The sequence below is a fragment of the Amycolatopsis sp. NPDC052450 genome, from assembly GCF_044547565.1.
GTDB lineage: Bacteria > Actinomycetota > Actinomycetes > Mycobacteriales > Pseudonocardiaceae > Amycolatopsis.
The window spans coordinates 67653-74716 of the sequence record NZ_JBIUAQ010000040.1 but is presented as its reverse complement, the minus strand read 5'-3'; the positions used below and the strand labels follow the sequence as shown (position 1 = coordinate 74716).

The following is a 7064-nucleotide window of genomic DNA, read 5'->3' as shown; positions in this document are numbered from 1 at the left end:
TAAGCTCTACTGGCTTAGTTCACTAGCACACTGTTGAGTTCTCAAGCAACACACCCCGAATCGCACCACAGTCACGCGGCCTTATCCGAAGCAGTTATTTCTTGGCTTTTGTCTGGAGCACACTCTAACACCTGCTCGAAACTGCCGTTTCAGCGGGTTAGAGTTACCTCTCCGGTTCGGGACCACCCACTCTACCACCATCCGGTGGGAGCTTGGTTCGTGTTCCCGGCGGCCGCTCGGTTTCCCTGGCGACGAAGAGAACATTACACGGCCCGAAACCGGCGTTTACAGGGGGGTCCCCTTTTTCGCGTCGGGGCTCTGACCTGCGTCGATCGGGCCTTCCCCCGGAACCGGCTCTCCGTGCGTGGCGACCACCGTCAGCACGACGAGGGCGGCGGCGAGCCCGGCGGTGATGTGGATGGGCGCGGGAGTGAACGAAGCGGCGAGCACGAGCACCGCGGTCACCGGGAAACCGATCGCGATCGGGCGGCATTCGTTGGTCGGGCCGATGTGCATCAGCCAGACGCTGAGCAGGTAGATCGCGACCGGCACGGTCGTGGCCATGGCGGCGGGCAGCGAGGCGACGTGTCCCGTGTGGGTGTCGTAGTCGACCGCGACTTCGAGGCCGGCGCCGAGCGCGGCCGCCGAGGCGAAGATCAGATAGTGCCCGTAACCCCAGCTCGCGACGGTGAACAGGCTCTTCGCCTTCTCCAGCCGGACGTGGCCCGGCTGGTCGAAGTACAGCCACCACAGGGAGAAGAGCAGCACGAGCCCCGCGGCGGCGAGCGAGATCAGGCTGCCGGTGTGCTCGCCTTTGTCCAGCCCCTCCTTGACCGCGGTGGTCGCGCCGAGGATGGATTCACCCAGCACGATGATCGTGAACAGGCCGTAGCGCTCGGCGATGTGGTGCGGATGCCAGCCCGTCCAGCGCTTGCGTTCGGCGATCATCGGCACCGCGAGTTCGGCCAGCAGGAGCACGAAGAACGACGGCAGCGCCAGCGACTCCGGCAGGCCGAGGCGGACGATCCACAGGATCTGGACGATCGTGATGCCGATGGCGTACCGCACCGCGGCCGGGCGGCAGTGCGGATCGGTCCGGGCGGCGCGCAGCCATTGCACGACCATCGCCAGCCTCATCAGCACGTAACCGGCCACCATGATCGTGAAGTCGCCCTCGAAGGCCGACGAGACACCGGCGGCGACGGTCAGCCCGCCGGCGATCTGCACCAGCGTCACCAGCCGGTACGGGACGTCGTCGGTGTCGAACGAGGACGCGAACCAGCTGAAGTTCAGCCAGCCCCACCAGATCGCGAAGAACACCATCCCGAAGCTGAGCACCCCGTGCCCGATGTGGTTTTCGGCGATCGCGTGGTGCAGACCAGCGGCCGCCTGCGCGACGGCGACCACGAAACACAGGTCGAACAACAGCTCCAGCGGGGTCGCGACCCGGTGCCCTTCACCGGAATCACGCATCGTCATCGGCCGGTACCAGACCCGCAGCCGACTCCGCCGTACAGAACTCTCCGCCATCACCGCTCCTCCACGCTCGATCTGTGGAAGATCTTCGCAGCCGGGAGCGGTTCACACACTCGGAGGAACGCGCGGCGAGTGGGCCCGGGCCGGGTGCACCTCCCCAGGCGACCCCGCGCGGACCCACCCGCGCGAATGCCTCACCGGGACTCGGCTCGTCAGTGGTGGTGAGCCGGCTGCCGCCGAACGGTCCCCCGCGGACGCCGACGGCCGTCCACCGGCTCGTGACCGTGGGTGTCCATTCCTGAAAACTCCGGACTCACCACGATCGCTTCGCCGATCGATCCATCCCCGATCGATCGACAGAAATACCACTGTCGGTAGCCAAGACACAGCAGTGAAGGCTCCGTTAGGTCTACCCGGTTGCTCTGAGTAGCACCAGAGGATGACGGCGTCAGTCACTCGGATGGAGCATCGGTCTTGCCGAAAGTAGTCATCGGCACGCACGGATGACTCAGCCGCGTTGGCTGTCGGCCGCAGCCCGCTCGGCTTCCTCCCGCTCGGTGAGCAAACGCCGCTTCCGGCGGGAACGAAGTTCGATCACGGCGAGTAAAAGCGCCGAACTCGTCAGGACGGCGGCACACAGCATCGCCGCGGTCAGCGCCGACGGGTAGCCACCGTTCGCGCCCAGCACCGCGTGGAAGACCGAGGCCAGCACGACGGTGCCGATCGCCGTGCCGATCCGCTGTCCGGTCTGCAACGCTCCCCCGGCCACCCCCGCCATCGACGTCGGGACGCATTCCAGGGTCAGCGTGGTGTTGGGCGAGATGACCATGCCACCACCGACACCCGCGACGAGTAACGGCAGCGCGAACCACCAGCCCGCCGCGGCGCCGGGATCCTGTCCGGCGAGGACGGCGACCGTGATCATCCCGGCGATCACCATGACCAGCCCGGTGACGGTGAGCCTGCGGCCCCATTTCGGCACCAGCCGTCCCGCGATCGCCGCCGACACGGCCGAACCGAGGGCGAAAGAGGTGACGGCGAGCCCGGATTGCAGTGGCGTGTAGCCGAGGCCCTGCTGGAAGAAGATGGCGAAGACCAGCCACATCCCGGTGAACCCGCTGAAGTACAGCGCGCCGACGGCGGCACCGGTGGCGTAACCCGGGGTGCCGGTGAACAGCCGGGTGTCGAGCAGCGGCGGACGGCCGCGCCGCACCATCGAGCGTTCCCAGCGCACGAACGCGAAACCGAAGACCACCGCGACCACGAACAGCCACCACAGGCTGCTGAGCCCGCCCTGTTCGGATTCGATCAGCGGGAGCAGGACGCCGAGGACGGCGACACCCAGCAGCAGGACGCCGACGAAGTCGATCTCGCCCCGCAGGCTTCTCGCCGGTGTCTCCGGTTTCGGGAGCCATCTCAAAGCGAGGACGAACGCCACGATCCCGATGGGCACGTTCACGTAGAAGACCCAGCGCCAGCCTTCCGGATCGCCGAAGACCGCGAGGATCACGCCGCCGAGCACGGGCCCGACGGCGGTCGAGATCCCGACGGTGGCGCCGAACATGCCGAACGCGCGGCCTCGTTCCGCGCCGCGGAACAGGTCCTGGATCATCCCGCTGTTCTGCGGCGTCATCATGCCCGAGGCGAAACCCTGCAGCAGCCGCGCGATGATCAGCGTCGTCTCGTTCGGCGCCGCGCCGGCGAACGCGCTGGTCAGCACGAAGGCGGCGAGCGCGAACAGGAACATGCGGCGGCGGCCGAGCGCGTCGCCGAGCCTGCCGCCGGACACCAGCACCAGCCCGAAGGCCAGCGCGTAGCCGGACACGACCCACTGGATCCCGCCGCTCGACGCGCCGAGATCCTGCTGGATCGAGGGCAGCGCCGTGTTGACGATGCTGACGTCCAGCAGGCCCATGAACCCGGCGGAGAGGGAGACGGCGAGCGCCTTCCAGCGCCGGGGATCGGGTTCGTAGGTGCTCATCAGGTGCTGGCGGCGATCCCGGGGATCCCCTTGAGCTCACCGATCAGCATCGAGGTCACCTTGACCGGATAGTCGTAGAGCGCGAAGACCGTTTGGTTCTTGCCGACCAGCTTCAGGTGCACCGGGGTCTCGCCCTTGTGCGCCAGCAACGTCTGCTTCAGTTCGCTGACCACCGACTGGTCGATCTTCTCCGCCGCGGCCAGCAGGACGAGGGGCAGGTCGTCGTCGCCGTTGCCGACCTCGGACAGGTCGAGCGGCACGAGCCCGCCGCCGAAGATGGACATCTTGTCCTCGCGCCAGTTCACCCTGCCCTTGACCAGCACCGCGTTGTCCTCGATGAGATCGGCGGAGAACATCGCGTAGGACTTCGGGAAGTACAGGACCTCGAGCGAGGCGTCCATGTCCTCGATGGTGCAGATCGCCCAGGGCTCGCCCTTCTTGTTGACCCGGCGTTCCAGCGAGGTGATCAGCCCGGAGACGACCAGCTCACCTTCCTTCGGCGGATCGGCGAGGATCGCGGCGATCGGCCGCGGGGCGTGTTTGCGCAGGATGCGCTCGGCGCCGTCCAGCGGGTGTGCCGAGACGTAGAGGCCGAGCATCTCCCGTTCGTAGGCCAGGAGCTGCTTGCGCGGATACTCCTCTTCCCCGAACTTCAGATGCGCGAGCGGCGACGAGGACACCGCGTCCCCGGCGTCGTCGTCCCCGCCGAACCCGAAGAGGTCGAACTGCCCCATCGCCTCCTGGCGTTTGAGCGGGACCACGGCCTCGACCGCGTCCTCGTGCACCTGGATCATCGAGAGCCGCGTGTTGCCGAGCGAGTCGAACCCGCCCGCCTTGATCAGCGACTCGATGACACGCTTGTTGCAGGCCACCAGTTCGGACTTGTCGAGGAAATCGGTGAAGGAGGAGTACTTCCCCTTCTCCTCGCGGGTCTTGATGATCGACTCGACGACGTTCGCGCCGACGTTGCGGACGGCACCCATACCGAAGCGGATGTCGTCCCCGACGGCCGCGAACCTCAGCGCCGACTCGTTGACGTCCGGCGGGAGCACCTTGATCCCGAGGCGGCGGCACTCCGAGAGGTAGACCGCGGACTTGTCCTTGTTGTCACCCACCGAGGTGAGCAGCGCGGCCATGTACTCCGGCGTGAAGTTCGCCTTGAGGTACGCGGTCCAGTACGAGATCAGGCCGTACGCGGCCGCGTGGCTCTTGTTGAACGCGTAGCCGGCGAAGGGGAGGATCGTGTCCCAGAGCGCTTTGATCGCCTCGGAGGAGAAGCCGCCGGGAACCAGGTCGCTCGACTTCATCCCCTCTTCGAAGCCGACGAACTCCTTCTCGAGGACTTCCTGTTTCTTCTTACCCATCGCGCGGCGGAGCACGTCCGCGCGGCCCATCGAGTAGCCGGCCACCTTCTGGCCGATGTGCATGATCTGCTCCTGATAGACGATCAGGCCGTAGGTGTCGGCCAGGATCTCCTTCAGGGGCTCTTCGAGCTCGGGGTGGATCGGTTTGACCTTTTGCCGCGCGTTCTTGCGGTCGGCGTAGTCGTTGTGCGCGTTCATGCCCATCGGGCCGGGGCGGTACAGCGCGCCCACCGCCACGATGTCGTCGAACACCGTCGGCTGCATCCGGCGGAGCAGGTCACGCATGGGCCCGCCGTCCAACTGGAACACGCCGAGCGTGTCACCGCGGGAGAGCAGCTTGTACGTCTCCGGGTCTTCGACGCCGAGGGTGTCGAGGTCGATGTCGATCCCGCGGTTGGTCTTGATGTTGTCGATCGCGTCACCGATGACGGTGAGGTTCCGCAGGCCGAGGAAGTCCATCTTCAGCAGGCCGATGTTCTCGCACGACGGGTAGTCCCAGCCGGTGATGATCGAACCGTCGTCGCGCTGCCACAGCGGGATGGCGTCGGTCAGTGGGTCGCAGGACATGATGACCGCGCAGGCGTGGACGCCGGCGTTGCGGATCAGGCCCTCGAGACCACGGGCGGTCTCGAAGATCGTCTTGCACTCTTCGTCGGTCTCGACGAGCGCGCGGACTTCGGCCGCTTCGCCGTAGCGCTCGTGCTTCGAGTCGACGATGCCCGAGAGCGGGATGTCCTTCGCCATGATCGGCGGCGGCAGCGCCTTCGAGATCCGGTCCGCGATCGCGTAACCCGGCTGGCCGAAGTGGACCCGGGCGGAGTCCTTGATGGCCGCCTTGGTCTTAATGGTGCCGAAGGTGATGACCTGCGCGACCTTGTCGACGCCGTACTTTTCGGTGGCGTAGCGGATCATCTCGCCGCGGCGGCGGTCGTCGAAGTCGATGTCGATATCGGGCATCGAGACGCGCTCGGGGTTCAGGAACCGCTCGAACAGCAGCTTCTGCGGGATCGGGTCCAGGTTGGTGATACCGAGGACGTACGCGACCAGCGAGCCGGCGGCGGAACCACGGCCGGGGCCGACGCGGATGCCGACCTTACGGGCGTAGTTGATGAGGTCGGCGACGATCAGGAAGTAGGCGGGGAAGCCCTTCCCGATGATGACGTCGAGCTCGATCTCGATGCGCTCGTTGTAGTACGGGTCCGGGACGCCGTCCGGGTACCGCCACTTGAGGCCGCGTGCGACCTCTTCCCGCAGCCAGGTGCCCTGGTCGTAGCCCTCGGGGACCTCGAAGAACGGCAGCCGGTCCTTGTGCGTGTACACGTCCTTGTAGGACTCGACGCGCTCGGCGATCAGCAGCGTCGAGTCGGCGGCGCCGGGGACCTCCTTGTCCCAGTACTCCCGCATGTCGGCGGCCGACTTCAGGTAGTAGCCGTCACCGTCGAACTTGAACCGGTTCGGGTCGTTCAGCGTCTTGCCCGCCTGCACGCACAGCAACGCGGAGTGGGTGTCGGCCTGGTCCTTGGTGACGTAGTGCGAGTCGTTGGTGGCCAGCGGCTTGAGGTCGAGCAGCTTGCCGACTTCGAGCAGGCCTTCACGGACCGACCGCTCGATCGGCAGCCCGTGGTCCATCAGCTCGAGGAAGAAGTTGTCGGCGCCGAAGATGTCCTTGTAGTCCGACGCGGCCTGGATCGCCTCGGTGCGCTGCCCCAGCCGCAGCCGCGTCTGCACCTCGCCCGAAGGGCAACCGGTGGTCGCGATGATGCCTTGGTGGTTCTCCGCGATCAGCTCGCGGTCCATCCGGGGCTTGCGGTAGTAGCCCTGCATGCTCGCGAGCGAGGAGAGCTTGAACAGGTTGCGCAGGCCGGTGGAGTTCTCGGCGAGCATCGTCATGTGCGTGTACGCGCCGGCGCCGGAGACGTCGCCGCCTTCACCGAGCTCGTCGGCGCCACGCTGGTTCGACTGTCCCCAGAAGACCGGCTTCTTGTGGAATCGGCTCTCCGGCGCGACATAGGCCTCGATACCGATGATCGGCTTGAGGTCGTGTTTGACCGCCTGCTGGTAGAACTCGTCCGCGCCGTACATGTTGCCGTGGTCGGTCATGCCGACCGCGGGCATGCCCAGGCGCGCCGCCTCCTTGAACAAGGGGGCGATCTTCGCCGCACCGTCGAGCATCGAGTACTCGGTGTGCACATGCAGGTGGACGAAGGAATCGTTCGACACCAGCGAAAACCTCCCCTAGGCAG

At 66.5% G+C, this 7064-nt stretch carries 3 protein-coding genes; all 3 read right to left on the bottom strand.

What is annotated here, in order from left to right; translation table 11 throughout:
* Window positions 1–285 precede the first annotated feature (285 nt).
* Window positions 286–1530, bottom strand: coding sequence for a low temperature requirement protein A (locus ACIHAO_RS38575; RefSeq protein ID WP_396566515.1), 1245 nt, complete (start codon window positions 1528–1530; stop codon window positions 286–288).
* 454 nt (window positions 1531–1984) lie between these two features.
* On the bottom strand, window positions 1985–3457 hold the full coding sequence (locus tag ACIHAO_RS38570) for an MFS transporter (protein WP_396566513.1): 1473 nt from the start codon (window positions 3455–3457) through the stop codon (window positions 1985–1987).
* Window positions 3457–7041, bottom strand: coding sequence for a DNA polymerase III subunit alpha (gene dnaE, locus ACIHAO_RS38565; protein WP_396566512.1), 3585 nt, complete (start codon window positions 7039–7041; stop codon window positions 3457–3459). Before dnaE ends, ACIHAO_RS38570 begins: the two co-directional genes overlap by 1 nt.
* Window positions 7042–7064 lie beyond the last annotated feature (23 nt).